Annotated in this window: 26 protein-coding genes; 16 read left to right on the top strand and 10 right to left on the bottom strand. The window is 39.2% G+C overall.

The window, feature by feature from the left end; all coding sequences use genetic code 11:
* The first annotated feature begins 66 nt into the window (after window positions 1-66).
* On the top strand, window positions 67-1719 hold the full coding sequence (locus tag ON073_RS00485) for a methyl-accepting chemotaxis protein (protein WP_274759898.1): 1653 nt from the start codon (window positions 67-69) through the stop codon (window positions 1717-1719).
* A gap of 34 nt (window positions 1720-1753) precedes the next feature.
* Here the strand turns inward: ON073_RS00485 and ON073_RS20525 are convergent, their stop codons facing one another.
* Together ON073_RS20525 and ON073_RS20520 are read right to left on the bottom strand one after the other, a co-directional pair.
* Window positions 1754-2269: a hypothetical protein gene (locus tag ON073_RS20525; RefSeq protein WP_342455404.1), complete on the bottom strand. Its 516-nt coding sequence runs from the start codon at window positions 2267-2269 to the stop codon at window positions 1754-1756.
* Between the two features lie 147 nt (window positions 2270-2416).
* A complete protein-coding gene (locus tag ON073_RS20520) occupies window positions 2417-2578 on the bottom strand; it encodes an alkaline phosphatase family protein (RefSeq protein ID WP_342455403.1) in 162 nt (53 codons plus the stop codon).
* Between the two features lie 112 nt (window positions 2579-2690).
* On the opposite strand from ON073_RS20520, the gene ON073_RS00475 reads away from it, so the two are divergent.
* From ON073_RS00475 to ON073_RS00440, 8 genes are all read left to right on the top strand, one after another.
* Window positions 2691-3893 (top strand): hypothetical protein, encoded by a 1203-nt coding sequence (locus ON073_RS00475; protein WP_274759897.1) that lies wholly within the window; start codon window positions 2691-2693, stop codon window positions 3891-3893.
* Window positions 3894-4343: 450 nt separating this feature from the next.
* Complete coding sequence (locus ON073_RS00470) at window positions 4344-7148, top strand: TonB-dependent receptor (protein WP_274759896.1); 2805 nt, start codon at window positions 4344-4346, stop codon at window positions 7146-7148.
* Window positions 7149-7455: 307 nt separating this feature from the next.
* Window positions 7456-8703 (top strand): DUF5690 family protein, encoded by a 1248-nt coding sequence (locus ON073_RS00465; RefSeq protein ID WP_274759895.1) that lies wholly within the window; start codon window positions 7456-7458, stop codon window positions 8701-8703.
* Window positions 8704-8712: 9 nt separating this feature from the next.
* Entirely contained in the window at window positions 8713-9522 is an 810-nt protein-coding gene (phnX, locus tag ON073_RS00460) for a phosphonoacetaldehyde hydrolase (protein WP_274759894.1), read from the top strand.
* Window positions 9522-10931, top strand: a complete 1410-nt coding sequence (locus tag ON073_RS00455; protein ID WP_274759893.1) for an FAD-dependent oxidoreductase — start codon at window positions 9522-9524, stop codon at window positions 10929-10931. The genes phnX and ON073_RS00455 overlap by 1 nt, the downstream gene beginning before the upstream one ends.
* Before the next feature lie 81 nt (window positions 10932-11012).
* The gene (locus ON073_RS00450; RefSeq protein ID WP_274759892.1) at window positions 11013-11231 is read left to right on the top strand and encodes a GntR family transcriptional regulator; all 219 of its coding nucleotides are present in this window, start codon (window positions 11013-11015) and stop codon (window positions 11229-11231) included.
* 35 nt (window positions 11232-11266) lie between these two features.
* On the top strand, window positions 11267-11665 hold the full coding sequence (locus ON073_RS00445) for a UTRA domain-containing protein (protein WP_274759891.1): 399 nt from the start codon (window positions 11267-11269) through the stop codon (window positions 11663-11665).
* A 118-nt stretch (window positions 11666-11783) separates the two neighbouring features.
* Window positions 11784-12896 carry a GGDEF domain-containing protein gene (locus ON073_RS00440; RefSeq protein ID WP_274759890.1) on the top strand — a complete coding sequence of 371 codons (1113 nt, stop codon included), beginning with the start codon at window positions 11784-11786 and terminating at the stop codon, window positions 12894-12896.
* Window positions 12897-12952: 56 nt separating this feature from the next.
* On the opposite strand, the gene phnW is transcribed toward ON073_RS00440, so the two are convergent.
* From phnW to ON073_RS00410, 6 genes are all read right to left on the bottom strand, one after another.
* The gene (phnW, locus tag ON073_RS00435) at window positions 12953-14053 is read right to left on the bottom strand and encodes a 2-aminoethylphosphonate--pyruvate transaminase (protein ID WP_274759889.1); all 1101 of its coding nucleotides are present in this window, start codon (window positions 14051-14053) and stop codon (window positions 12953-12955) included.
* Between the two features lie 108 nt (window positions 14054-14161).
* Window positions 14162-14632 (bottom strand): Cys-tRNA(Pro) deacylase, encoded by a 471-nt coding sequence (gene ybaK, locus ON073_RS00430; RefSeq protein ID WP_274759888.1) that lies wholly within the window; start codon window positions 14630-14632, stop codon window positions 14162-14164.
* Between the two features lie 156 nt (window positions 14633-14788).
* Complete coding sequence (locus ON073_RS00425) at window positions 14789-15013, bottom strand: EF-hand domain-containing protein (RefSeq protein ID WP_274759887.1); 225 nt, start codon at window positions 15011-15013, stop codon at window positions 14789-14791.
* Between the two features lie 107 nt (window positions 15014-15120).
* Window positions 15121-15336 carry an EF-hand domain-containing protein gene (locus tag ON073_RS00420; protein ID WP_274759886.1) on the bottom strand — a complete coding sequence of 72 codons (216 nt, stop codon included), beginning with the start codon at window positions 15334-15336 and terminating at the stop codon, window positions 15121-15123.
* Between the two features lie 70 nt (window positions 15337-15406).
* Window positions 15407-15622, bottom strand: coding sequence for a calmodulin (locus ON073_RS00415; protein ID WP_274759885.1), 216 nt, complete (start codon window positions 15620-15622; stop codon window positions 15407-15409).
* Between the two features lie 74 nt (window positions 15623-15696).
* The gene (locus ON073_RS00410) at window positions 15697-15921 is read right to left on the bottom strand and encodes an EF-hand domain-containing protein (RefSeq protein ID WP_274759884.1); all 225 of its coding nucleotides are present in this window, start codon (window positions 15919-15921) and stop codon (window positions 15697-15699) included.
* Between the two features lie 348 nt (window positions 15922-16269).
* On the opposite strand from ON073_RS00410, the gene ON073_RS00405 reads away from it, so the two are divergent.
* From ON073_RS00405 to ON073_RS00390, 4 genes are all read left to right on the top strand, one after another.
* Window positions 16270-17625, top strand: coding sequence for a sensor histidine kinase (locus ON073_RS00405; protein ID WP_274759883.1), 1356 nt, complete (start codon window positions 16270-16272; stop codon window positions 17623-17625).
* Complete coding sequence (locus ON073_RS00400) at window positions 17568-18098, top strand: hypothetical protein (protein WP_274759882.1); 531 nt, start codon at window positions 17568-17570, stop codon at window positions 18096-18098. The genes ON073_RS00405 and ON073_RS00400 overlap by 58 nt, the downstream gene beginning before the upstream one ends.
* A gap of 9 nt (window positions 18099-18107) precedes the next feature.
* Complete coding sequence (locus ON073_RS00395; protein ID WP_274759881.1) at window positions 18108-19442, top strand: sigma-54-dependent transcriptional regulator; 1335 nt, start codon at window positions 18108-18110, stop codon at window positions 19440-19442.
* 118 nt (window positions 19443-19560) lie between these two features.
* Window positions 19561-19791: a hypothetical protein gene (locus ON073_RS00390; protein WP_274759880.1), complete on the top strand. Its 231-nt coding sequence runs from the start codon at window positions 19561-19563 to the stop codon at window positions 19789-19791.
* Window positions 19792-19952: 161 nt separating this feature from the next.
* Here the strand turns inward: ON073_RS00390 and ON073_RS00385 are convergent, their stop codons facing one another.
* Both ON073_RS00385 and ON073_RS00380 read right to left on the bottom strand, forming a co-directional pair.
* Window positions 19953-20747 carry a DUF2145 domain-containing protein gene (locus ON073_RS00385; protein ID WP_274759879.1) on the bottom strand — a complete coding sequence of 265 codons (795 nt, stop codon included), beginning with the start codon at window positions 20745-20747 and terminating at the stop codon, window positions 19953-19955.
* A gap of 14 nt (window positions 20748-20761) precedes the next feature.
* Complete coding sequence (locus ON073_RS00380; RefSeq protein ID WP_274759878.1) at window positions 20762-21103, bottom strand: hypothetical protein; 342 nt, start codon at window positions 21101-21103, stop codon at window positions 20762-20764.
* Between the two features lie 127 nt (window positions 21104-21230).
* Between ON073_RS00380 and ON073_RS00375 the strand changes: the two genes are divergently transcribed.
* The 3 genes from ON073_RS00375 (at window position 21231) to ON073_RS00365 (ending at window position 23921) form a co-directional block, all read left to right on the top strand.
* Window positions 21231-21989 (top strand): helix-turn-helix domain-containing protein, encoded by a 759-nt coding sequence (locus ON073_RS00375; protein WP_274759877.1) that lies wholly within the window; start codon window positions 21231-21233, stop codon window positions 21987-21989.
* Window positions 21990-22091: 102 nt separating this feature from the next.
* Window positions 22092-22523: an inner membrane protein YiaA gene (gene yiaA / locus ON073_RS00370; RefSeq protein WP_274759876.1), complete on the top strand. Its 432-nt coding sequence runs from the start codon at window positions 22092-22094 to the stop codon at window positions 22521-22523.
* A 138-nt stretch (window positions 22524-22661) separates the two neighbouring features.
* Complete coding sequence (locus ON073_RS00365) at window positions 22662-23921, top strand: outer membrane protein transport protein (protein WP_274759875.1); 1260 nt, start codon at window positions 22662-22664, stop codon at window positions 23919-23921.
* The last annotated feature ends 22 nt before the right edge of the window (window positions 23922-23943 follow it).

Raw genomic sequence — 23943 nt, 5'->3', positions numbered from 1 at the left:
ATACAATAAGTTAGGCTAAACTTGTTGTTTAGAATAAATCATACTAATAAATAATGGACTGCACATATGAACACATTGCTTTCAAATATTTCTGTTCGAAACAAAATAAATATTCTATCAGGAACGTTACTCTCTGCATTGATTTTATTTGCTTCTTTTGAGATTTATAAACTATCAACAATTAAAGCAAACTTTAAAAAATACAGTGAAGTTGCAGTGGCACTAGAAGTAACCACGCTTGAAATCAATCGTGACACTAATTATGTTTCTCGTTTAAATCGCAGCATAATGCTTGGCGATAACTACCATGCAAACATGAATAAAATGCGAGACAAAATCAATAATATTAAAACTTTATTTGATTCTCTTGAAACTATTCAAGCAATAGACCCAAATATCGACAATCGCCTTGCTCAAATGATCAAGCAATCTAAAACCTCGACGACACGTTTTTTAGATCAAAGTTTGCAGCTGTTACAAACATTATCAGCTGATTCATCTAAACAAGAACTTACAACCGCATGGCAGAAATACAAATCAGATTTAAGCCCTTTAGCAGCAACTGCTAGAGAAGAATTCACAGCGCTTGATGACTTAATTGACAGCAAGCAAAGCATCATTGAACAAAATACTTCAGAAAGCATCGAATCTTCCGTTTCAGTATCAATTTACTTTGCAGTTATCGTCACTATTATCGCCGCTTTTTTAAGCTGGATAATTACCAAAAACATTATCAGCCCATTACTTAAATTACGTGAATCAATCAATCAAATCTCATCTTCAAACGATCTAACAAAACGTACTAATCTTGTATCACATGATGAGTTAGGCGCGGTAAGTCAGGCATTTGACGCTTTAATTGATAATTTTCACACAACTCTCCAACAAGTCGTGAATGCCAGTGAGCAAGTACATCAATCATCCAATATGTTGGCACAGTCTAGTGAAAACACCAGCTCACTTATAACTGAACAACGACAAGAAACCGATATGGTTGCAACTGCCATGAATGAAATGGCGATTACTGCCAATGAAGTATCGCGTAATGCTGCTGACACAGCATCAGGTGCAATAGATGCCAATAATCAGGCCGAAAACGGCCAACAGGTAGTTTCATCAACCGTTGCGAGTATCGATAAGCTTGCACAACAAATTGATACTGCATCCCTTTCAATTGATAAACTATCAAACGATAGCCAAGAAATTGGACGTGTACTGGATGTTATTCGTGGCATTGCCGAGCAAACAAACTTATTAGCACTCAATGCTGCGATTGAAGCAGCTCGTGCTGGCGAGCAAGGGCGTGGGTTTGCTGTTGTAGCTGATGAAGTCCGCTCTCTCGCTTCTCGCACCGAAAGCTCAATCCAAGAAATTCAGCAAATGATTGAAAGCTTACAAAGTGGCAGTAAAGATGCTGTTTTACTAATGGAACAAAGCAAACAACAAGCAGAAAACAGCGTTGCCAACGCATCTCAAGCAGGTGAGGCACTAGACTTAATAACAGCTGCTGTTGCAACTATTAATGATATGGCAGCGCAAATTGCCACAGCAGCTGAAGAGCAAACCAGTGTGAATGAAGAAATAAATCGAAATGTTGTGAATATTTCGACCATTTCAGATAATACAGCACAAGAAGCAGCCAGTACGAGTAGTGCAAGTACCGAATTAGCAGCCCTCGCCAGTGAACTTAAAAATCAAGTGGCTCAATTTAAAGTGTAATCTCAAAAGGGTCTTTTTTTATTTGAAAAAGCCTCTATTTCCCCGTTAATACTTCAACAAGTGGCTCTCCAATTGCACCACTGGGTATAGTGGTATTTGCACTAAGCGCTAATGTAGGTGCAATATCATAAGGGGTTACAGCACGGTAAATCGTTTGTTGCTTTATGCCATAGCCTGCAAAAATAATCGGCACATGCGTGTCGTGCTGCCACACTGAGCCATGGGTTGATGATACTGTTAAGCCATCAAAATCATTCACATATCCTCGTTTATTGAGCACGATATAAATGTCACCTGAACTACCGTCAAAATGATTATTCGATACCAAACGTGCTATTCGCGAAGGCGTTAATTGATTTCGTAAAATCTCGGTTTCGGCATATGCTGTATAAACGCCCTGTTGTTTTCGTATAAGCCCTGCGACAAAGGTTTGTACATCAGCCAGTTTTACATTTTTACTAGCAATATAGTCTTTATCTAAATACACATAAGGATGTGTATATGTGCGAAATACTTTGTCTGTCAGACCAAAACGATTTTTAACAGCCAATTTAATATCGTCATTAATAAGCGTATCAATTGCAAAATAACTGGCATGATCAATACCCAGAGTATGCGCATAATCTGCACTTTCAGGTGCACCATGATCCGCAGAAAGTACAATTAAGGTATTTTCTAATCCAACCTGGTTATCAAGCTACTTAAAGAATTCAGCTAAGGTGCTATCTAGTCTCACTAGGTTATGTTCAGCTCCTTGCGACGAAGGACCAAACACATGAATCACATAATCATTCGATGAAAAGCTGACTGATAAGAAGTCTGTCATGTTACCTTGGCCTAAACCTTCTTTGACCAACATCGCTTTAGCAATATTTGCAGTAATTTAAGTTACGCTTACCCCTCCATTAATTGTATACAATTTCAAAATTCGTTAAGATACAAACCTCTTTAACGTTTAAAATGAGTTAGCGATGTCATTAAATCCCCTTGCAGAGCAATACGTAAAGCTAGTACTGGCAATTGGCCTTCATCATCCACACTATGTTGACGCTTACTATGGCCCAAGTGACTGGCAACCCACAACGAAAGAGCCGCTTGAAGCTATTCAAAAGCAGGTTAAAAAGCTTGTAGATACCTTAAAAAATACAACACCAAGTGAAAGCGAAACACTCAGACATACCTTTTTATTAAAGCAAAGTGAATCAATGCTAACCTTTATAAATGTGATTTCGGGCAATGCACCGAAATTCGATGATGAGTCGCTTGCGTTATACGACGCCATTTCGCCAAATAAGACAGAATCTGATTTTGATGAAGTATTGTTAGAACTGGAAAAACTAGTGCCAGGTGATGGTACTTTAAGCGAACGCATGGTGGCATTTAACGCACAATTTGAAATCCCCAAAAACAAACTCGATGACGTATTTAAAGCCGCAGTAGCGCGTTCACGCGAGATTACCAAACAATTTATTCCCCTCGCAGATAACGAGAATTTTCAGCTGGAGTATGTAACAGACCAAATTTGGAGTGGTTATAACTGGTATAAAGGCGATAACTTTAGCCTGATTCAAATGAATACAGACTTCCCTATTTATATTTCACGTGCGGTCGATTTAGCTGCCCATGAAGGCTATCCCGGCCACCATGTGTTTAACTCATTGATGGAAAAACACCTAGTAAACGAAAAAGGTTGGATGGAATATTGTGTTTATCCATTATTTTCCCCTATGTCACTGCTTGCCGAAGGCTCTGCTAACTATGGCATTGAAGTGGTTTTTCCAAAGCATGAGCGCATGGTATTTGAAAAAGAAGTGCTCTTCGTGCTTGCCGGTCTCGATGTCTCACAAGCTGAGCGCTATTATGAAGTACAAACGCTAATGCAAAAACTCTCTTATGCTGACAACATGGTCGCTAAACGTTTACTCGATGGCGAAATATCAGAGCAACTCGCAATCGATTTATTAGTTAAATACACCTTAGTGAGTAAAGAGCGTGCAACACAGCGCTTAGGGTTTATTAAAGCAAACCGTGCCTATGTACTTAATTACAACCTCGGCCAAGATATTGTTAAAGCCTACATTGAAAAACATGCCAATATGCAAGATAAAACCTCTGTTTGGCAGGTGTTTGCAGATTTATTAGCAAATCCAAGGCCCGCTAGTTTATTGGTATAACAAATCTAATAAGGCTTTTTTGCTGTTTCACTTTGCTGGAAGACTCTAAAAAAATTCCTAACAAGCAGTTACAACCTACGTCCTTTGTCACTGCTTGAATTTATCTATTTAAAATCAATGTATTAAATAACCTGAGCTAGGAATAACAAATTACTTTCTAGCAGCTACTTTTACTTATTACTGCGTTAAATTTGTTTGCAATAGACTCGCTATTGACGCACAAATTTGCCTTGTACTAAGAAAAATTATCAAGCTAGAAGGCTTAAATAAAAATATATATGTATTAAAAATTGTTAGTTAACTTCTTATCCCAAGTTCAGGTTAAATAAAAAACTCAGTCGATTTTCTATTTTTCACACAAGCGTAACCGATTTGTAAAAAACCCTCGTTAGACTGTTTTTCAGTTTCTGGTCTAGACCATAATAATTTTACTAACTGAGAAGCCTTAACATGAAAAATATATCGCGTATTGCCGCCAGTATACTGCTGATAACAAGCCCCCACATTTTTGCCGCCGAAGCAAAACTGACAGGCGTTGTAAAAGATCAACATGCAACACTGCCAGGTGCCATGGTGAAAGTCGTTGGTACTAATAACAGTGCCGTTACCGACTTTAATGGCCGCTTTGAACTTCCTAAATTAACACCGGGTACGTATCAACTGGAAGTTAATTATATGGGTTACCAAACAAAGTTACTGAGCGTTTCTGTTAAAGATGATGAAATGAAAGTACTTGAAACCATTTTCCTCAATGCAAACAACACCAACAATGAAATTGAAGAAGTGGTTGCGATTGGTCAAATTCAACGTGGCGAAATGGCTGCAGCTAACAGCCAAAAAAATGCCAGCAATATTATCAATGTGATATCAAGTGACGGCATTGGCAAATTACCAGACCGAAATGCAGCAGAAGCAGTACAGCGTATTCCGGGGATTTCCATTGAGCGCGACCAAGGTGAAGGCCGTTTTGTAGCTGTGCGCGGTTTACCATCACAATGGAGCTCAGCATCAATTAATGGTAATCGCTTACCAACCGCTGAAGAAGAAACCACCAGCCGTGCTACCGCATTTGATTTCTTTCCAAGTGAACTCATTGAATTTGTTGAAGTATCAAAAGCCATAACACCGGATATGGAAGGTGATGCAATTGGTGGTAACGTTAATTTCATCACCAAAAAAGCCCCTGACGAATTTACCTTAAATACCAATATTGCGCTGGGTGCAAATGAACTTGCCGAAGGCACTAACTACTCTGCGAGTGTGCTATATGGCGACCGTGTAGCCGATGACAAACTCGGTTATCTAATTAATGCCACTGCATGGAAACGTGATTGGGCGACGGATAACTTTGAACCTCGTCGCGGAAATGATGGTATTGGTATTCGTCGTTTAGAGCTTCGAGACTACACAGGCACACGCGAAACCTACGGTTTAAATGGCTCTTTAGAGTACACCTTAGATCAGGGTAAAGTCAGTGCCAGCGCAATGTACGGTACCTTAATCGACGATGAAACCCATTACAAACATCGTATGCGCTTTGACAAAGACCGCGTTGAAGTACAGCACATTCGCAATGAACTTATCACCGAAATGCGTGGCGGTGAACTTGCTGGTGAACATTATTTTGGTTTTGATAAAACACTTTCTTGGTCACTGTCGAGTTACGAAAATGAGTTCCGCTACGGCGATATGCCAAATGGTGAAGACAATAGTTACTTTATTGTACGTTTTGACCAAAAGAACGTTGGCTATGTTGGCCTTGAAGACCGTGGCACAGGTAAAAACTATGCCTACAACGAAGTGGACGGCGGCAGTGACCCATGGAATGCCATCAGTAACCACTTGCCAAATGGTTTTCAAATGTCACCAAGCGATACCAAGCTTGCATGGGTAGAGCTCTACAAGGTATTCGTTAATGAAAAAGACAAAATCGTTTTCAGCAGTGATTTTGACTGGCAACTAGATAACAGCTTATTACTTAAATTCGGTGTGAAGTACCGTGATAAAGAGCGCGTTGCCGAATTTGCTGATGAATTTTACGCATGGGATAGTGAGAACTACGGCGATGCGCCTACCCTTGCTGACTTTGCGTTAAGCGACCAACCAGGTCGAAATGATTACTTAAACGAACTCAGCATTGATTACGCAAGCCAGTTCTCTCAAGTGGCTTCCACGGATGCGTTAGCACAGTTTTGGACACAAAACCGTAATAAATTTAAGCTCGATGCTGGTGAATCAGCGCTTATTTCAAATGGTGGCGCCCTTGGTCGTAACTTTGATGTAAACGAGCAACATGCCAGTATTTACGCTATGGCAACATGGCAAGCAAATGAACAAATCGAAATACTTGGTGGCCTGCGTTTAACCCAAACCGATACCGAAGTATCGGGCTTTACCTATCTTGCCGATCAAGACAAAGTGGTTGAAAGTAAGGCCGAGAATGATTATCTCTCTGTGCTGCCATCGCTCAATATCACGTATAAAATGAGTGATATGACCAATTGGCGTTTAGCGCTCACGCGCACTTTTGCCCGTCCGGATTTTGGCTCATTATCACCAGGTGCAACTTACCTAGAAGCAGATAACCAACTGTTTTCAGGTAACCCAGAACTCGATCCAACCTATTCAAACAACATTGATGTGATGTTTGAACATTACTTTGACCGCCTTGGTTTAGTGTCAGCCGGTGTGTTCTATAAAGATATTGAAGATCCAATCTTCCAAAGCAGTTCCATTGGCAGTTACAACGGCCGTGAAGGCGTTAATTTAATTCGACCAGAAAATGGCGACAACGCATCGTTAGTGGGATTAGAACTTGCGTTTAATCGTGATTTTGGTTTTATCGCGCCAAGCCTTGAGAACTTTGGGGTAATGGCAAATGCGACTTTTATGGATTCAGAAATGACCATCCCAGAGCGCGATGACGTCGTTAGCATCCCTCGCCAAGCCGATGAATTATTTAACATTACCCTTTACTACGACAACACATTCTTTGCTGCGCGTTTAGCTGTGAACCACAAAGGCGAATACATTGAAGAGCACGGCAGTGATAAACAAAGCGACAGTTACTACGGTGACTATACCAGCGTTGACTTCACTACCTCGTATCAAATTAATGACGATGCCATGGTTTACCTTGAGATTAATAACTTAACTAACGAACCCTTAATGTATTACCAAGGTCAGCAAGGTCGTCCATTGCAAGTTGAATACTACGGTATTCGCGGCATGCTCGGCCTTAATTATCGTTTCTAACAAACGTTAAAACGAAGTTTTAACGAATGTTTTTAACGCGAAAAAGCTAACAGGGGTAAGGGTGCATCACAGTGCAAACTTAACCCCTTTGGTTACACATTAAGTTCACAGAACACTATCACAATGGGTTCCCGAATAAATTGCCCTAAATTAACACTGATTTGTTGATAGTACCGAGGTTGCAAAGCACCTGCTTTGCACCCTTTTTCAAACGCAGTCGAGACGTATTATGTTGTTTAAAAATGCTAACTGGTTACAAAAGACACAAGGCCCCGCGTTCGTATTATTCGCAGCCTCAGCTGCCTTTATGACTTATTTTTGTATGTACGCATTTCGAAAGCCATTTGCCGCATCAAGCTATCTTGCATTTGAGCAAGAAAACTGGCTTGTAAGCTTTAAAGTGGCGCTAGTATTAAGCCAGGTATTTGGTTACATGCTAGCAAAATTTATCGGTGTAAAAGTGATTTCCGAAATGCAATCTAATCAGCGAGCCAAAGCCATAATTTTAATGATCTTAGGCGCAGAGATCTCGCTGGTGTTATTTGCACTATTGCCAATTGGCCTAAACATTATTTGCCTATTTTTTAATGGTTTATCTCTTGGCATGATTTGGGGGGTCGTCTTTAGTTATTTAGAAGGTAGACGCACCACCGAAATCCTCGGTGCCATTTTAAGTATCACCTTTATTTTATCATCCGGTGTTGTGAAAACCGTTGGCCGCTTTATTACCAACAACCTAGGCGTTTCAGAGTTATGGATGCCTGCCCTAACTGGCCTACTCTTTTTACCCTTATTGCTGCTCAGTGTTGTGTGTTTAAACGCCATTCCAAAACCTGATCAAAGCGATATTGCTGCAAGGCAAAAACGCACACCAATGGATGGTAAAGCACGGTTTAATTTCTTTAAACAATATTGGTTTGGTATTACAGCGCTCGTTTTAAGCTTTTTACTTTTCACAGGCTTTCGTGACTTTTTAGATAACTTTCAAGCAGAGCTGTGGATGGCGTTAGGTTATGGCGAAGAGCCAACCATTTTTGCTTACGCAGGCATTCGCATTTCATTTATCGTGCTGATTGCCCTTGCCATGATGGTACTGATTAAAAACAACAAAACCGCGTTTTTAGTTAATCATGGTTTTATCTTATTTGGTACATTGTTACTTGGTGCCAGCACTTATGGTTTTGAATTGGGCCTATTAGATGCCAAAGCCTGGATGGTGTTACTTGGCGCAGGGCTTTATATCGCGTATATCCCCTACAACTGCTTTTTATTCGACCGCATGATTGCCGCCGTGGGCGGTGTTGCCAATGTGGGTTTTCTACTCTATTTAGCTGATTCTGCAGGATATATCGGCTCGGTCAGTATTTTGCTGTATCGCACCTTTGCCGAGCCTGAGCTGTCATGGCTGAGCTACTTTATTGCTACCAGTTACTGGATCTGTGCGGTTGCAAGCGTATTGGTCATCAGCTCCCTTTGCTACTTCAGCATTATTTTATCTAACAAATACACCTCTAAACGAGCACTTAATGCTAAGTCGCTCGCACCAACTCATTAAGGACTATTTATGAAACAAGTAGAAGCGCTTATTCTCGATTGGGCTGGCACCGTTGTTGACTATGGCTCAATTGCACCCACTACCATCTTTGTTGAAGCGTTTAAATCGGCTTATGATTTTGACATCACGCTCGAAGAAGCACGAATTCCAATGGGCATGGGTAAATGGGATCATATCGAATCACTTGGCAAGCTCGACAGTGTTAAACGCCGTTGGTGTGAACAGTTTGGTAAGGCAATGACCACCGAGCAAATTGACCATATTTACCAAACCTTTATGCCGCTGCAAAAAGCCAAAGTTGCGGATCGCTCAGCACCTATCGAAGGTGTGCTACCAGTGCTCCAACGCTTACAAGCAAAAGGAGTCAAAATCGGCAGCTGTTCAGGCTACCCGCGCGAAGTTATGACCGAACTTGAAATTGCCGCAGCTGAGCACGGCTATCGCCCTGATTACTGCGTTGCAAGTGACGAGTTAACAGCGGGCTCTCGCCCCGGTCCTTGGATGGCATTGGAAAATGTTAACAAGCTTGCGATTAATTCAGTTAATCACTGTGTAAAAGTCGATGACTCAGTCCCCGGTATTTTGGAAGGATTAAATGCGGGCATGTGGACAGTGGGTGTAGCACTGACGGGCAATGCTGTGGGCAAAAGTGAGGAAGAGTGGCAAGCATTATCAGCAAGTGAGCAAAGCGATTTAACACGCGAAGCATATGCCCAATTATCAAGTGCAGGTGCTCATTTCGTGATTAATAGCTTAGCCGATATTGAACCGGTACTTTTTGAGATTAATGCACGATTAGCAAGAGGCGAACGCCCTTAATGACGTATCAACCCTTTTGGTTTGATCAAGCAATGGCTGAAGAAACAACCTCTGTTTCTTCGGCTAGTATTGATGAAAACCCTTATGACATTGCGATTATTGGTGGCGGATTTACCGGACTTTGGACGGCAATAACCATAAAACAACGCGCGCCAAAAACGCGTATTGTGATCCTTGAAAAAGATTTATGTGGCCAAGGTGCTTCGGGTCGAAATGGCGGCGCCATGCTGACGTGGTCAACCAAGTATTTAAGTTTGAAAAAACGCTTTGGTGAGTCACAAGCCAAGTGGCTAGTGCAACAATCTGAAAACGCCGTTCATGCAATATCCAAATTCGCAAAAGAACATAATATTGACTGTGATTTACGTGTTGATGGCTGTTATATCACTGCATCCAATGCTGCGCAGCAAGATGTGCTTACACCCTGTCTTAATGCCCTTGACAGTGTTTCGCTTAATCAATGGCAAGTGGTAAATAAAGAGCAGCTAAAACATACTGGATCACGGCAGAATCAACAGGCGCTCTTTTCACCTCACGCTGGCAGTGTGCAACCGGCTAAACTGGTTCGTGGGCTACGCCGTATTGCTATTGAAATGGGCATAATAATAAGTGAATCTACTCGTTATATTTCCCACGCAAAGGCAAAACAAGAAGAGACTATTAGCGCTAGTTATAGCGATAAAAATCATTCAATAAAAACCCTTAATACTGAAAAATTGTTATTTGCTGTCAATGCTTGGTTACCAAGTTTAATGCCACAATTTTCAAGAAATGTTGTGTTGGTATCATCCGATATGGTGATAACTAAACCTATGCCTGAAAGGCTAAAAACACTTAATCTTAACCATGGTGCAGCAGTGATCGATTCGCGTATCTTTGTTAATTATTACCGCACAACAATCGATGGTCGTTTAATGCTAGGTAAAGGCGGTAACTATTTTAGTTTTGCCAATCAGATGAGTGATAAATTCAACGCACCCAGCCAATATCAAGCTGAGCTACAACACTCACTTAATTATTTCTTTGGCGATCATGGCTTTGAAATTGACCGCACCTGGACAGGCCCATCGGATCGCAGCGTAAGCGGCTTTCCATTTTTCCAAGAGAGCGATAAAAATGTAGTGGTTGCAGCAGGTTATTCGGGTAATGGTGTGGTGCAATCCTATTTAGGCGGGCAAATTCTTGCGTCTATGCTTTTAAATACGAACGATGAATGGCAAAAGTGTGGCCTTGTAAACCAAAAGCTTGAACGTCTTCCCATCGAGCCCTTTCGAACACTTGGCGCTTATGTCATTCGCAACGGCATCAGGCGAAAAGAGCGCGCAGAGGATAATAATTTAGCACCATCTAAACTCGATAATTACTTAGCTAAGCTTTCCGGTGCTGCTGCAAAAGCAGATACAAATTAACGCGCGATTCATACGCTTGACATATTTCTTAGGCCTAATAGCATAGGCCTCGTTTTCTGCAGATTTTAAAAGCCGCTTTCTATGTTGCTATATCAAAAAATACAAAAGTATATTCAAACACATATCGCCAATGGTGAACTTGCTATTGGTGATAAACTGCCATCTGAGCGCACGCTGCAAGAACATTTTAACTCTACTCGTATTACTGTGCGTGAAGCATTAAAAAACGTCGCGGCTGGTTTGTTACACCCAATAAACTTAAGTGGCGACCTGCTACTAAGGTTAATTTTTATCAATTAGCGCAAGAGCAAGGCTTTACGCCAAACACCCATGTATTGAGTATCGAGAAACAAGAAAATCTGTCGCTTAACCAGCACTTTAGTGGAGATACGTTATATAAAATCGAGCGTGTTCGCAGCCTTGATGGCCGACCCATTATGTTTGAGCAGATTAACTGCGATGCCAGCCGTTTTGATGATTTAGAATCACAACCGCTCAATGGCTCAATCACCACCATTATGACCTCACATTATCATGTGAATATTAACAACGAAGAATGCGTAATAAGTGTTACCGTTCTGCCAGATGATGTTGCAAAAAGCCTTGAAAAAAATAGCGGCGCGCCGTGTTTAAAAGTGATTCGTCAGCGTTATGAAACAAGCGGTATTTTAATCGATTACAACATTGAATACTGGCTACATGATGCCATTGAAATGATTGTAATTGGCCAATAAAAAACCAATTAAGTTGGCTTCAAGTTATTTAAGATTTACCATTAATTTTGTAACCAACATTTTAATTCTGTTGAATTTTTAATAAACTCAGACTATTAATTACACAGCGGCAGAATGAATGAGTATTAGTTACCAAGAGACAGTGGGTGTGAGTACCACTATCGAGATCATCGCCTGTATTTTCGCACTTTTTATTTTACGCTCAGTTGTGAAAGACAACAAAGAAACACCCTACCTCTTTGGCTACTTTATTAGCTCCTTATTGTTCTTTTATTTTTTAAATCAGCCCCCTTTTGAAATAATAAATACAGGTTGGTACTTAGAGGACATATTTGGCACGATAACGTCTGTACTTTTTGGCCTAACCATCTGCAAGAAAAGCGGTAGTAGCAATCTTAGCCGCCTTCTCATGGCCTCTTTTATCCTGTTTACATGTGCGCTGATGTTTAATGAAAGTCATGTCTTTTACACCATGGCATTTTCGGCCTTTTGTCTTTGTATTTCACTTATAAGCTTAGTAAGAGCGGAAAATCCCAACCAAGCAGATAAAGGGTTAGCAATCTTCCTAGTGATATTACTGTTAGTAATATTTTATGAACTCTATAATCTTCCCAGTGGTATTAGCCGCCGTGAATACTTTGAAACAGACTTTTATTATCCACTTGTTTATTTCTCATCGCTCATTTTGGTTCTGACGGTGTTTATATTCACCAGCCAACTGATCAACCTCACATTAAAATATAAAGCCTTAGCAACACAAGACGCGTTAACGGGCTTATATAATCGCACAGCGGTTTACAATCTTGTTAATAATCAATTGGCATTAGCTAAGCGCAATAAGCAAACATGCTCGGTGTTAATGTTAGATATTGATCACTTTAAAAAAGTGAATGATCAACATGGTCACCAACAAGGAGACGATGCAATTAAGCTCGTTGCTGATCAAATACAATACTGCACGCGCGAATACGACATTAGTTGTCGTTATGGTGGTGAAGAGTTTTTTATTTTTTTGACTAATACTGATAGTAACGCTGCCTTTCAAATCGCAGAGCGCATTCGTCATGCGGTAACCGAACAGTCAAAAGATAAACTGTATGGACCATTAACCATTAGTGTGGGATTAACACAATTTCAAGAAGCTAATTCTATAGACGAAAATATAGATACTGCTGATAAGGCACTTTATGCCTCAAAACAAGCGGGACGCAATCAAACGACAGTTAGCTAACAAGCAAAAAGGTAATAGTGTTTGGCTATTACCTTTTACCTAATGAAGCTATTTTTTTATGCTTCTAACCAAAATCGACTGCGCTCTATTGCGCTAAGTAGTTGGTCAATATCATTTGGGTAAATTTCGCCAATATTGCCAATACGAAAGCAATCGGCATCAGATACTTTCCCTGGATAAATCACAAACCCTTGCTCTTTTAACGCACTGTAAAAAAGGCCAAAGTTATATTGATTACTCTTTGGTGAATAAAACGAGGTGATAATCGGCGAATGAAGCTCTTTCGCTAGCAAGGTGGTAAAACCAAGTGCTTGCATACCATCAACTAAACGCTGTTGATTTGTTTTGTAGCGGTTATAGCGGGCTTTTACACCACCTTCCTCTTCTAGTTCCAAAAGCGCTTGATGGAAAGCTCTTACCACATGAGTCGGTGACGTGAAACGCCACTTACCATTGTGTTCTTCCATGGTTTTCCACTGCGCGTACAAATCTAAGCTAAGTGAACGTGCAATACCTTGGCATTTTTCAATAATTGCCTTTTTAACAATCACAAAACCAAAACCCGGTACACCTTGAATACATTTATTAGCAGAGCTTATAAGCACATCTATGTTTAGTTCAGCCATATCAAGCTCAATACCACCAAAGCTGCTCATTGCATCTAATATAAAGGTTTTATTGTATTTTTTAGCAAGGGCGCCCATTTCTGCAACCGGGTTAAGCATGCCCGTGGTGGTTTCGCAGTGCACCATTGCAATATGAGTAATATCACTTTGCGCTTGTAATTGCTCTTCAACTTCTGCCATATCTGGCAGCTGAGTCTCATTTAAATTAAGCACTATTGCATTGATATTTAGGTACTTTGCTATTTCAGCGATGCGCTTACCATAAGCGCCATTATTGATAATAAGCAGTTTATCGGTATTTTTAATTAAACTGCCAAGTGCTGATTCAACGCTTGCAGTGCCACTACCTTGCATTAATACACTGGTATAATCGTAAGTGTTACTCGCAAGTGCGGTGAGTTTTGCACGGATCGCCTCTACAATCTCAATGTTATAGTCGTCATCCCAGGTACACCAATCTTTAAGCATTGCCTGTTTAACTGTCTCACTGGTTGAGAGTGGGCCCGGCGTCAATAACAAGTATTCATTCATTTCATCTTTTCCAATCTGGTATAGTCCAGATTATTTAATCACAAAAAATTGTATGGAATTATGAAACTTCAATGACAAATATTTGTAGTTATTGCTTTGGTAGTCAACTTACTCAGCTTTTAACTGCGCAAATTGCCCATTAGTGATTTTAAGAAGATCAGTGGCACTTAATTCAACTTCAAGACCGCGACGACCTGCACTGATATAAATGGTTGATTGCGCTTTAGCTGATTCATCAAGCAGGGTTTTAAGGCGCTTTTTTTGGCCTAGAGGACTCACCCCACCTAAAACATACCCTGTAGCGCGTTCTACATCTATCGGATCAGCCATTTTTGCTTTTTTTGCTTTACTCGCCTTCGCCACAGCTTTTAGATTTAATTTTTGATCGACGGGAATAATCGCAACCACTAAATCGCCACTATCAAGGTTGGTGACTAAGGTTTTAAATACTTTATCTGTAGCTACACCTAATTTTTCACTTGCTTCCAAACCGTACGATGGTGCATTACTGTCGTGTTCGTACTGGTGCACAGAAAATCCAACTTTGGCTTTTTCTAACGCTTTAATTGCTGGCGTCATGGTATTTGTTATTAAAATTAACGATATAAACAGCTTATATAAGCCATATCAAAAGAAAAGATATTTTTCAGGCAAAGATATAAATAGTGCGACCGTAAAAGTATTCATGTCCAACAAAAAATAGTTCAGGCCGCACTAGGGAGGGTTGATTTGGGATTATCCTGTGAATTTGGCAAATTCTTGTGGGCTTAATTCACCATTATTATCACGGTCTAAATGTGTAAATTGTTCAAGTAGTGTGTGATTAATTTTGGCTTCTTCTAAACTAATGGTGCCGTTGTTGTCAGAATCGAACAAAGCAAACTCTTCATCTGCAACGGCTTTTACTGTGACAAATAACATTACATACATTGATATAGCGAGAATAACTGCCTTTTTCATTTCACATACTACTTTTTGAATTAAAAAAAGTCGGACTCACTCGGCATACTGATTGACAAGGAGTAAAGTAAGCCCGACTGTAAAACGGATATCTAGAGCCTTAAACGTTATGACGCTTTAAAGTTAGCAAATTCTTCCTTGCTTAATTCGCCATTACTGTCTGCATCTAAGTCTTTAAACTGGTGAACTAAAGATACATTTTGCATCGCTTCTTCTTTGCTAATAGTGCCGCTGTTATCAACATCTAATGTTGCAAAGTCGTCTGCTGCAATAGCTGAGAATGAACTTGCGATAACAAATACTGACATAACTAATTTTTTCATTTTTTAACTTCCTTCATCTTCACTTTGGGTATCTAAACTGGTTTGAAAGTATCGAACTTTCGATTGGCGATTACTCGCCTTTAAAAGAGGCAAACTCGTCTTTGCTTAACTCGCCATTGCCATCAGTATCAAGAGATTTGAATTGCTCAGAAAGTGCTTCGTTTGTAGCCGCTTCTTCAATGCTAATTGCACCGTTACCATCAACATCAAATGATGCGAAATCATCAGCTGCAACTACTGAAAATGAACTTGCAACTACCATTACTGACATTACTAATTTTTTCATTTTAATTTCCTTTCATCTTTACTTTTGGGTATTCAAATAAATTGGAAAGTAGCGCACTTCCCCATTGTTTTAATTTATTCGCCTTTAAAGGCTGCAAACTCTTCTTTACTTAGCTTTGCGTCTTCATTAACGTCTAGCTCTTCGAATGCTGCTGATAAAATGCTGTTCACACCCGCTTCTACTTCAGAGATATAGCCATCATTATTTAGGTCTAATTCACTGAATAAAGTGCTTGCTTGAGTGTTAAGTGCTGCTGCACCAAGAACCGCTGTTACATATGCAATTGCTCTGATCTGCATTGGTATTTCCCCCTAAATTGGAAATCGATTAATTTTTGCTTAACCCAAAATACATTTGTTAAGCTTGTTAGCGTTTTATGCTTTCGCACTGACAACTAGGATATTCCAACTTTGGTGCCAACTTTGAAAAAAGCATTAAAAACAATGCTTTACATTTTTAATTTGCGAAATCATCTAAAAACCAGCTTAAAATGTGTTGCCAAATAGCAACACATCTAATTATTGATAAATTAAACACATAAAAATCAATAAGTTAAAATGTTGCCAATTTGCAACAATACAATCAGTAAGGTGTGATTTATGTATCAAGTTATGTTCATTTGGTAACCATTTAATAAGGTTTTTTTAGTGAAACAATTTTTTTCTCAGTCTTTACAAAAACAAGCGCTAGTAGCCATGCTGGTGGGGGTATTACCGATTGTTTTTTTAACCCTTTGGTATGCGCAAAGCATCTCTTACCACCAACAAGAAACCCTTTTAATATATGATGAGAATCAACAACTTATACTTGATTATAATTATATAAAAAGCGATGTAAGTGGGATTGAAAAAGCACTCAAAAACAATCAATTGTTAGAAAGCGATCAGTTACAAGAATCGATCGATCAGAAATGGCAGAACACACAAAAACGCATCGAAATTTTAAAAATAAAACTGCAGAGCAGTGATTTTGTTGCAAAATGGCAACAAACCATAAAAATTGATGTCGAAAGCGTCGACGAATTTGCAAATCTAGTGGCTCAATTAAAACAATTTGATGATCTATTTGACCGAACCCTTGATAACCGATTAGCAAAAAAGAACGCACAGTTTAAAGACTTACAAACTGAGTTTTTAATTGGCTTAATTATTTTACTACCAGTGCTTGTGATTATTAGTTCGTTTTTAATTTTTAGAATATGCCGTCAATTAGATCAGGTTGAGACAGTGGTTTCTGAGGTAGGCCGAGGCCAACTTGATACACCGGTGCAACTATCTGGTAGCCACGAACTAAAACAGTTAGGTAGAAGGCTTGATTGGTTAAGGTTAGAACTTAAACGCGTGCAACAACAAAAAGAAACATTTTTGCGGCATGTGACCCACGAACTAAAAACCCCACTTGCCTCCATAAATGAAGGCAGTAGCTTATTAAATAGCAGGTTACTTGGTGATGTAACCGAAAAGCAAAGCCGTATTTTAACTATTGTGCAGCAGTCAGTAGAGAAATTGGCACGCATGATTGATGATCTTTTAAACTACAGTGCAGCGAGCCACCCTGATGGCTTACAGCAACTAACTCAGTTATCTACTCTTGAAGAAGAAATTAATCGTCATTTAAGTGATACCATAGAAAGAAGTAATGTTAGTTTATATTGGCATATCACTGCTAATTGCAAGGTGCCCTATTTGCCCTGCAAATTAATCCTTACTCAGTTAGTAAGTAATGCATTAATACATGCAAGCAGTACCGTTAATGTTTACATTAAGCAAAATAACAATACCATTGAGCTTAACGTGACAGACGATGGTGCTGGCATACAACATGATGAAGCACATTTATTATTTCAACCGTTTTATCAAAGCGAACACAGTCAAAACAATCAGGGTTCAGGCCTTGGTTTAGCGATTGTTTCTGAGTGCGTTAAGCAGTTAAAAGGCGATGTTAAATGGCTAGAAAACACAGCTGGCGCAAGTATATTAATCACTTTTCCGCGACAATTATGATCATTAAAAATACATTATTAATTAGTTTTATCGCGCTTATCTCAGCCTGCTCACTAACCGAAGAGCCCGTAGAGAAGCCAATTGAGACAAAGCAACTTACGCATCAGCCTATCACACAAGTGATGCAAGCATTCTTAAGTGTGTGCGAAAATAACCAACCTTCAGCTGTTATCGAAAATGCAGAAATTGCGCAGTTTATTCGTGACTATTGTGAAACTGACTCAACTAATAAACAGCTGAAACTTATTAGTGATATTGAAAATCAAGCGATTTGGCCTAGCGACTATCAAATTTGGTTTGCATCTTTAACATGGCATACCGAGAATTTACGCAAACAAAAAATCACCAATTTTTATTCTGATTCAAAAGCACAAAAACACGAACAACAACTTTTAGAATTGCAAAAACAACTAATTGAATTAAAACAAAAATTAGTTGATATTGAAAAACAGCGCCTAGAAAGCTCTCTTTAAAGGAATATTATGCACAATCATGCTTTATCCGCCAGCTTGTTACTTGTTGATGATGACACTGCACTTGCAGAGCTGTTAGCAATCCGTTTAGAGAGCCATGGTTATCAGGTTACTGTTGCAGAAAATGGCAACCAAGCGCTTGCGATATTAAAGCAAACAGCCATAGATTTAGTGATAACTGATTTTAAAATGGCCAATATGGATGGATTTGCACTTAATCAAGAAATTAAGAAATTTTATACTGGCTTACCTGTCATTATGATGACTGCTCATGGCTCGATACCAGATGCAGTCGATGCAATGCACCAAGGCTTTGTTAGCTTTTTAACCAAGCCAATCGACAGCCAACAAATGTTGGACGTGATTGAAAAAACGCTTGAAGGTAAAGTAACACAGCAAGTGGGGGTTGAGCCTAATAATTTCCATGGCTTGTTATATCAAAGCGAGAAAATGCATCAATTGGTGCAACAAATTAAAGCGCTTGCCAACAGTAAAGTGAACATTCTTATTCAAGGGCAAAGTGGCAGTGGTAAAGAAGTTGCAGCAAAAGCCATTCACCTAGCCAGTGAGCAAGCGAATGGTCCTTTTATCGCAATAAACTGTGGTGCTATGCCAGGGCATTTACTAGAATCTGAACTTTTTGGTCATACAAAAGGGGCGTTTACAGGTGCAGTCAGTGATAAACAAGGCCTTGTCCAAGCAGCTAATGGCGGCACCCTGTTTTTAGATGAAATTGGTGATATGCCGCTCGATTTACAGGTAAAATTACTTCGCGTATTACAAGAAAAGAAAGTTCGCCCAGTCGGCAGCCAACTTGAGCAAGACGTTGATATTCGCGTTGTTTCAGCAAGTCATAAAAACATTGTACAAGCGGTTAAAGATAACCAATTTCGTGAAGATTTATATTATCGCCTTAATGTGGTGTCTATCACCCTACCAAGTTTAAAAGAGCGCCTTGATGATATTCCATTGTTAGCAACGCGTTTTTTAAACAAACTCACCAATGATGATAAACAATTTAATCCGCAAAGTATTACACGCTTATTAAGTTATGATTGGCCCGGCAATGTACGTCAGCTCCATAATATTGTGGAGCATTGTATTGCCATTAGCGCTGGCAAAATCATAACCGAAGACGTAGTTGCAAAAGCCCTGCCCGACTCAAATGAAACACATAATGCGTTTGTTGGCTTAAACGAGGCCAAACGTCAGTTCGAGTATGACTACATTCGAAAGGTGTTAGCACTGTCAGGCGGAAATGTGTCAGAAGCTGCAAAACTTGCACAACGCAATCGTTCAGATTTTTATAAGCTAATGAAAAAGCACGAAATAAATAATGAATAGTGCAGCTCTAAACGGTTTAGCAGATTTAATTTTGGCGTTAAATTATTGATATTTTATTTGATAGTAATTAATATGGTTTTTTATGGATAATCTAACCTAAATAATGTTAAGGATAACAATGTCTAATGTAATGCAAATACTGAAAGCCCAAGATGAACTGTTTAATTTACGACTTTCAGTGATTCTCACTATTTTTACAGTAGCAATTTCATTTTTTGTAATTGGTTTTATGTATGCTCAAGTGCCACAACTAGCCTTTTTAGTTAAACTAATTGTGGCTTTCGGCATTCCTAACGCAGCTTTGGTCTTCTATATTTATAAACAACTTAATGCTGTAAGCAAAAAATAATTTTATTCAAATCTCAATTGATGTGATGAACAAATCACATCAATTGAAAAGTCTCTTCTTCTAATCAGAATCTGAATTTTAACTTTACTGTAAACCCCGATTACAAAATTCAGTTCTCAATATTTTAAAGCCCTATAGGTATACAGAGTTAAAATCTTTGTTTACATTTTCTGTGCTTGTTGATTATAACTAATTGTTATCGCGTCACTCGCCAGGTCATAAAATGATAAATAACGGGCAATACTGCTAAATGTCGTGGTATACACTTTACTGCCATGATCATCAGTCGAAATACCTGCCATAAATAAATCACCCATTGCTAATTTGGCTCGGCTTATTTTAATCTGCTGTGGCTTAAAATAGGCTTTAGTACTGGCTTTTAATAGCTGCTTATCAGTAGTTTGATAAATCGCTGAATTGATCACATCTAATAAATGCTCATTACAATTTTGGTATTTCGTTGTATAAGGGTTTGATATCAAAGAGTAATTTTCATTATGTAATTTTACATTATCCCCATTGATAACAGCTTCTATTAAACGCGTTTGCAAATCACTATTTGGAATTATGATGCCTGCAGTAAGTTCTGGCACACCCCAGAAAAAATCCACAGGGTAGTCAGTAACTAAGCTGCTTTTGTTTTTATTTTTTTCATTTTGATAAAGATTATAAATCGCATACCCTTTTGCTGTTTCGCCATTATCAAGCGCTATTTCAGAATAAATGGCTAACGCTGAATGGGTAAAATTAACTCCTTTTGGTAACGTTTTTTTATCTTGGCCTATTCTTGCAATAATAAAAGCACGAGCCCCTTTACCTGCTGCATAATGCTCAACTTGTTTTGCAAAAGCACTTACATCTTCAGCTGGAAACGTCTGTTTGTTATGTTGCTGGCTGCCAGCAAAGGCAGCCTTAGATATAAATAAGCAACTGATAAGTATATGCGTCCATTTCATATATTAACGTCCTTTTAATCTTTACATTTCTTTTTCATCGCCTCTGCTGGAGAGCGATCAACCGTAATGGTAACTTCAGTAATTTCCAGTGGTTCATCTGCCGTTTTGCCAAGAGCTTTTGCACTTCGAATTACCTTGTCGCCAGCGGCCAAACTCACCAAGCCAACACTCCCTGCAGCAATCAAGGGCACAGCAACAACGCCACTTGCTACCTGCGCTGTGCCTTTTGCACTGTGGGTAGTTGCAAGCGCAGAATGCTTACTCGCCGCACTGTAATTATCTGATGCTGCATTTGCTTGGTATGACATAGTTGTAAATAACACTGAACTAATAACTAATGGTTTAATAAACTTCATGTTTTATCCTTTCGGGTTCCGTTTAACTGATTTCAAATTATGAGAAAGAATTATCTATGTAAACCAAAACTATTGAAGTATGAATTTTAAAGACTTAAAGTATTACAAAATAATACCAAGGATTAATATGAGCCAAATTAAGAGTGTTACGCTCACACTTAAACAATTATTAAAGCAGCATAAGCTGACCTACCGTGATGTAGCAAAGCACCTTAATTTAAGTGAAGCGAATGTAAAGCGTGTGTTTGCTAGTCATAATTTCTCGCTGGCTCGACTAGAACAAATTTGTCAGCTGGTTAATATTGGTTTAACTGACCTCTTTTCTCTTACCGAAAAGCAACAATCTCAACTATCACAGTTAAATTTAGAGCAAGAACAACAGTTAGTTGATGATCCTAAATTATTGCTTGTCGCGGTGTGTATTCGTGATGGTTGGCAATTTGATGAAATAATTGAGCAATATGAAATTGACGAACTTGAAGCAATCCGCTTAATGGCAAAGTTAGACAAACTTAAGATCATTCAGTTATTACCAAACAATCATTATAAATCGCTAATTGCACAAGACTTTCGCTGGCAAAAAAACGGGCCTTTAGAGCGCTTTATGGAAAACGAAGTAATGACCAAGTTTATGGCAAACAAATTTGATAATGAAGATGCATCACGCTTTTATCTGCGCGGTCGATACTCACAAACATCTATTGATTACATTAAAAAGAAATTAGAACAGCTGACAAAAGAAGCGGCACAGTTAAACATTGAAGATGCAAGCTTAGCCCTTGAAAAAAGAAAACACATGGGAATATTGTTTGCGATGCGCCCGTGGGAGCCATCATTATTTGAACAGTTTCGACGTACTCAAAATCAGGAAAGAAGCAAATATTAATACTAAAGAGATAAAAATAGGCCACTTTTAACAATCAAGTTTACATATTTGGTAATTTAGCAATACTTGTTGGCACTCAAGAGAAAAACAAGGATTACTATTATGGATAACATGAAACCAACAAACGCATTTAAACTAAGTGCCCTTGCAAGTTTAATCATTGGTATGGGCGCTTATTTAATTGGGCTTTTCAATGCCAATATGCTGCTTAACGAAAAAGGCTATTATTTAATCATTTTACTGTATAGCTTGTTTGCTGCAGTGTCGTTACAAAAAGTAGTGCGAGACAAACAAGAAGCTTTACCAATTTCTAAACCGTATTCGGTTATTTGTTGGCTATCGCTAGGCATTGCCATTGCGCTATTAACAATTGGCTTATATAACGCCGACATGTTATTGAGTGAGAAAGGCTTCTTTGCCATGGCTTACACACTCTCACTATTTTCTGCCATCACAGTTCAGAAAAATATTAGAGACATGTTGCTGTTTCAAAAAAATGAAACTGATTTACCCACACAAGACATCATCGAATAATCAATAAAAAGGGAAGTTATCTTCCCTTTTTTATTTTCAACATATGTAACTCATCAGTTACATCAATCACTAATAACTACAGGTATAGGCAAAGCTTTACTCTAAACTGGCGTGAATTTCACAATTAGAGTTTTATCCGTGCTTAATAAAAAAACACTTATTGCAATTTCTATCTCGGTAATTTGTAGCAACGCATATGCCGGAGCCTTCCAACTCAATGAACATAGTGCTTCTGGCCTTGGCCGTGCCTTTGCAGGTGACGCAGCCATTGCTGATGATGCAAGTATTGTGGCACGTAACCCAGCAGGTATGACAAAAATCGAACGAGCTCAAGTAAGCGGCGTTGTATCTTATATTTCGCCTGATGTTTCTGTGACAGGCGAAAGTGCACCAAATGGCACTAATGCATCTCTTTTAAATGATAATAGTATCGCACCTTCTGCTATTGTGCCTGCAGGTTACTTTGTTTTGCCAATCAATGAACAGATGACGCTAGGAGGCGGTGCCTTTTCAAACTATGGGCTCAGCACCGAGTTTGATGAAAATTACCCAGCAGGCCAACTGGCAGGAGAAACTGCACTCACCACAGTGAACTTTAATATAAGCGCAGCATATAAACTTACTGATGCATTAAGTCTAGGAGCTGGGTTTAACCTAGTATATGCCGATGCGCATTTAATTCGCCATATAGGGCAAACGCCACTTGGTTTACCAAATAACGTTGAAGCAGCAAATTTGAGTGGCGATGATGTTTCTTTTGGTTGGAACGTAGGTGCTCTTTACGAGGTAAACACGGAAAACCGCTTTGGTCTAAGTTATCGCTCGCAAGTCGATTTAGATCTAAAAGGCGATTATTCTAATCAATTACCAGCAGCATTAGGTGGATTAGCAGGTACGATTGTCCCTGGCGAACTTGCCATAGCATTACCTGATATTGCTGAATTTTCAGGGTACCACGCTGTAACCAATACATTTGCAATTCATTACAGCGTGCAATGGACCGATTGGAGCGATTTTAAAGAACTTGCTGCCTATGTAGAGGGTAAAGAAGAAGCAGTATTTAGTAAAACGGAAGATTTTAGTGATGCTTACCGTGTTGCAATAGGTGCAACTTACCAATTATCCCCTACATTCTTAGTCCGTGCAGGTATAGCAAATGATGCAACACCTACAAATACAGCGCATAAGTCAATTTCGATCCCAGATAGCGACCGAATTTGGTATAGCGCAGGCCTAAGCTATTCACCAACCAAACAGCATAAAATTGATTTTGCAGTAAGTTTTATTGATGGCGAATCAGTTACTTTTGAAGAACAAGATGATTTCGGCCAAACATGGGGCTTTGAATCTCATGGTGATGCGAGCCTTGCCGCCATGCAATACAGTTATACATTTTAATAAATAAAAAAGAGGCTTAAGC

The organism is Pseudoalteromonas sp. G4 (assembly GCF_028875915.1).
Lineage (GTDB): Bacteria > Pseudomonadota > Gammaproteobacteria > Enterobacterales > Alteromonadaceae > Pseudoalteromonas.
The sequence above is the reverse complement of the archived record's forward strand: the minus strand, read 5'-3'. Positions and strand labels throughout refer to the sequence as shown.

Bases quoted from the DNA above. Each gene is read 5' to 3' on its own strand.
- ON073_RS00485 (WP_274759898.1), top strand. From the start codon at position 67: ATGAACACATTGCTTTCAAATATTTCTGTTCGAAACAAAATAAATATT.
- ON073_RS20520 (WP_342455403.1), bottom strand. From the start codon at position 2,578: ATGTTGGTCAAAGAAGGTTTAGGCCAAGGTAACATGACAGACTTCTTA.
- ON073_RS00475 (WP_274759897.1), top strand. From the start codon at position 2,691: ATGTCATTAAATCCCCTTGCAGAGCAATACGTAAAGCTAGTACTGGCA.
- ON073_RS00470 (WP_274759896.1), top strand. From the start codon at position 4,344: ATGAAAAATATATCGCGTATTGCCGCCAGTATACTGCTGATAACAAGC.
- ON073_RS00465 (WP_274759895.1), top strand. From the start codon at position 7,456: ATGACTTATTTTTGTATGTACGCATTTCGAAAGCCATTTGCCGCATCA.
- phnX (WP_274759894.1), top strand. From the start codon at position 8,713: ATGAAACAAGTAGAAGCGCTTATTCTCGATTGGGCTGGCACCGTTGTT.
- ON073_RS00455 (WP_274759893.1), top strand. From the start codon at position 9,522: ATGACGTATCAACCCTTTTGGTTTGATCAAGCAATGGCTGAAGAAACA.
- ON073_RS00450 (WP_274759892.1), top strand. From the start codon at position 11,013: ATGTTGCTATATCAAAAAATACAAAAGTATATTCAAACACATATCGCC.
- ON073_RS00440 (WP_274759890.1), top strand. From the start codon at position 11,784: ATGAGTATTAGTTACCAAGAGACAGTGGGTGTGAGTACCACTATCGAG.
- phnW (WP_274759889.1), bottom strand. From the start codon at position 14,053: ATGAATGAATACTTGTTATTGACGCCGGGCCCACTCTCAACCAGTGAG.
- ybaK (WP_274759888.1), bottom strand. From the start codon at position 14,632: ATGACGCCAGCAATTAAAGCGTTAGAAAAAGCCAAAGTTGGATTTTCT.
- ON073_RS00425 (WP_274759887.1), bottom strand. From the start codon at position 15,013: ATGAAAAAGGCAGTTATTCTCGCTATATCAATGTATGTAATGTTATTT.
- ON073_RS00420 (WP_274759886.1), bottom strand. From the start codon at position 15,336: ATGAAAAAATTAGTTATGTCAGTATTTGTTATCGCAAGTTCATTCTCA.
- ON073_RS00415 (WP_274759885.1), bottom strand. From the start codon at position 15,622: ATGAAAAAATTAGTAATGTCAGTAATGGTAGTTGCAAGTTCATTTTCA.
- ON073_RS00410 (WP_274759884.1), bottom strand. From the start codon at position 15,921: ATGCAGATCAGAGCAATTGCATATGTAACAGCGGTTCTTGGTGCAGCA.
- ON073_RS00400 (WP_274759882.1), top strand. From the start codon at position 17,568: ATGGCTAGAAAACACAGCTGGCGCAAGTATATTAATCACTTTTCCGCG.
- ON073_RS00395 (WP_274759881.1), top strand. From the start codon at position 18,108: ATGCACAATCATGCTTTATCCGCCAGCTTGTTACTTGTTGATGATGAC.
- ON073_RS00390 (WP_274759880.1), top strand. From the start codon at position 19,561: ATGTCTAATGTAATGCAAATACTGAAAGCCCAAGATGAACTGTTTAAT.
- ON073_RS00385 (WP_274759879.1), bottom strand. From the start codon at position 20,747: ATGAAATGGACGCATATACTTATCAGTTGCTTATTTATATCTAAGGCT.
- ON073_RS00380 (WP_274759878.1), bottom strand. From the start codon at position 21,103: ATGAAGTTTATTAAACCATTAGTTATTAGTTCAGTGTTATTTACAACT.
- ON073_RS00375 (WP_274759877.1), top strand. From the start codon at position 21,231: ATGAGCCAAATTAAGAGTGTTACGCTCACACTTAAACAATTATTAAAG.
- yiaA (WP_274759876.1), top strand. From the start codon at position 22,092: ATGGATAACATGAAACCAACAAACGCATTTAAACTAAGTGCCCTTGCA.